Raw genomic sequence first — 3,204 nt, 5'->3', positions numbered from 1 at the left:
TGCTCTTTAACAATCCGGAACAAGCTGAAAATTGAAACGACACGCCGTCGCGTCCCTCCGTAATAAGGGGCGCCGAAAGCGGCGTGTTCGCGTCACGCTTATGACCGCAGCGTCTCACGAGACGCCTGTGGGTTGTGAGGTTAAGTGACGAAGCGTACACGGTGGATGCCCAGGCAGTCAGAGGCGATGAAGGGCGTGCTAATCTGCGATAAGCGTCGGTAAGGTGATATGAACCGCAACAGCCGACGATACCCGAATGGGGAAACCCGGTGCACTCAGGTGCATCATTGCAGCATGAATACATAGTGCTGCAAGGCGAACCGGGGGAACTGAAACATCTAAGTACCCCGAGGAAAAGAAATCAACCGAGATTCCCCCAGTAGCGGCGAGCGAACGGGGAGGAGCCCGGAACCATCATCAGCTTGTGCATTAGTGGAAGCGTCTGGAAAGTCGCACGGTACAGGGTGACAGTCCCGTACACAAAAATGCACCTGCTGTGAGTTCGAAGAGTAGGGCGGGACACGTGGTATCCTGTCTGAATATGGGGGGACCATCCTCCAAGGCTAAATACTCCTGACTGACCGATAGTGAACCAGTACCGTGAGGGAAAGGCGAAAAGAACCCCGGCGAGGGGAGTGAAACAGAACCTGAAACCGTGTACGTACAAGCAGTGGGAGCACCTTCGTGGTGTGACTGCGTACCTTTTGTATAATGGGTCAGCGACTTATATTCTGTAGCAAGGTTAACCGTATAGGGGAGCCGCAGGGAAACCGAGTCTTAACTGGGCGTTAAGTTGCAGGGTATAGACCCGAAACCCGGTGATCTAGCCATGGGCAGGTTGAAGGTTGGGTAACACTAACTGGAGGACCGAACCGACTAATGTTGAAAAATTAGCGGATGACCTGTGGCTGGGGGTGAAAGGCCAATCAAACCGGGAGATAGCTGGTTCTCCCCGAAAGCTATTTAGGTAGCGCCTCGTGAACTCATCTTCGGGGGTAGAGCACTGTTTCGGCTAGGGGGCCATCCCGGCTTACCAACCCGATGCAAACTGCGAATACCGAAGAATGTTATCACGGGAGACACACGGCGGGTGCTAACGTCCGTCGTGAAGAGGGAAACAACCCAGACCGCCAGCTAAGGTCCCAAAGTCATGGTTAAGTGGGAAACGATGTGGGAAGGCCCAGACAGCCAGGATGTTGGCTTAGAAGCAGCCATCATTTAAAGAAAGCGTAATAGCTCACTGGTCGAGTCGGCCTGCGCGGAAGATGTAACGGGGCTAAACCATGCACCGAAGCTGCGGCAGCGGCGCGCAAGCGTTGTTGGGTAGGGGAGCGTTCTGTAAGCCGTCGAAGGTGGACCGTGAGGTCTGCTGGAGGTATCAGAAGTGCGAATGCTGACATAAGTAACGATAAAGCGGGTGAAAAGCCCGCTCGCCGGAAGACCAAGGGTTCCTGTTCAACGTTAATCGGAGCAGGGTGAGTCGACCCCTAAGGCGAGGCCGAAAGGCGTAGTCGATGGGAAACAGGTTAATATTCCTGTACTCGGTGTTGCTGCGAAGGGGGGACGGAGAAGGTTAGGTTGGCCGGGCGACGGTTGTCCCGGTTTAAGCGTGTAGGTGTGTGTTCCAGGCAAATCCGGTTCACTTTAACACTGAGGCGTGACGACGAGGCACTACGGTGCTGAAGCAACTGATACCCTGCTTCCAGGAAAAGCCTCTAAGCATCAGGCAGCATCAAATCGTACCCCAAACCGACACAGGTGGTCAGGTAGAGAATACCAAGGCGCTTGAGAGAACTCGGGTGAAGGAACTAGGCAAAATGGTGCCGTAACTTCGGGAGAAGGCACGCTGGCGCGTAGGTGGAGGGACTTGCTCCCCGAGCCGAGGCCAGTCGAAGATACCAGCTGGCTGCAACTGTTTATTAAAAACACAGCACTGTGCAAACACGAAAGTGGACGTATACGGTGTGACGCCTGCCCGGTGCCGGAAGGTTAATTGATGGGGTTATCGCAAGAGAAGCTCCTGATCGAAGCCCCGGTAAACGGCGGCCGTAACTATAACGGTCCTAAGGTAGCGAAATTCCTTGTCGGGTAAGTTCCGACCTGCACGAATGGCGTAATGATGGCCAGGCTGTCTCCACCCGAGACTCAGTGAAATTGAACTCGCTGTGAAGATGCAGTGTACCCGCGGCAAGACGGAAAGACCCCGTGAACCTTTACTACAGCTTGACACTGAACATTGAGCCTTGATGTGTAGGATAGGTGGGAGGCTTTGAAGCGCGGACGCCAGTCCGCGTGGAGCCAACCTTGAAATACCACCCTTTAACGTTTGATGTTCTAACGTGGCCCCGTGATCCGGGGTGCGGACAGTGTCTGGTGGGTAGTTTGACTGGGGCGGTCTCCTCCCAAAGCGTAACGGAGGAGCACGAAGGTCAGCTAATCACGGTCGGACATCGTGAGGTTAGTGCAATGGCATAAGCTGGCTTGACTGCGAGAGTGACGGCTCGAGCAGGTGCGAAAGCAGGTCATAGTGATCCGGTGGTTCTGAATGGAAGGGCCATCGCTCAACGGATAAAAGGTACTCCGGGGATAACAGGCTGATACCGCCCAAGAGTTCATATCGACGGCGGTGTTTGGCACCTCGATGTCGGCTCATCACATCCTGGGGCTGAAGTAGGTCCCAAGGGTACGGCTGTTCGCCGTTTAAAGTGGTACGCGAGCTGGGTTTAGAACGTCGTGAGACAGTTCGGTCCCTATCTGCCGTGGGCGCTGGAGAACTGAGGGGGGCTGCTCCTAGTACGAGAGGACCGGAGTGGACGCATCACTGGTGTTCGGGTTGTCATGCCAATGGCACTGCCCGGTAGCTAAATGCGGAAAAGATAAGCGCTGAAAGCATCTAAGCGCGAAACTTGCCCCGAGATGAGTTCTCCCTGAGACTATAAGTCTCCTGAAGGGACGTTGAAGACTACGACGTTGATAGGCCGGGTGTGTAAGCGCAGCGATGCGTTGAGCTAACCGGTACTAATGACCCGTGAGGCTTAACCTTACAACGCCACAGGCGTTTTGCAGTGACGCGGTTTCAATTTTCAGCACGTACCGGATTAGCGGGCCCGCCCTTTGGGGGGTCCGGAACAGAATTTGCCTGGCGGCACTAGCGCGGTGGTCCCACCTGACCCCATGCCGAACTCAGAAGTGAAACGCCGTAGC

At 55.0% G+C, this 3,204-nt stretch carries 2 rRNA genes; both read left to right on the top strand.

Features of this window, described 5'->3' with window-relative positions:
* Nucleotides 1-138 precede the first annotated feature (138 nt).
* A 23S ribosomal RNA gene (locus ACJY2L_RS20700) occupies nucleotides 139-3,043 on the top strand.
* A 95-nt stretch (nucleotides 3,044-3,138) separates the two neighbouring features.
* Nucleotides 3,139-3,204: ribosomal RNA gene (gene rrf, locus ACJY2L_RS20695) — 5S ribosomal RNA — on the top strand; the annotation flags it as partial.

Origin of the sequence: Duffyella sp. Ts4 (assembly GCF_051851875.1) — a bacterium.
In the GTDB taxonomy this organism is placed as follows: Bacteria; Pseudomonadota; Gammaproteobacteria; order Enterobacterales; family Enterobacteriaceae; genus Duffyella; species Duffyella gerundensis.
This window is presented reverse-complemented; position numbering and strand designations above follow the sequence as displayed.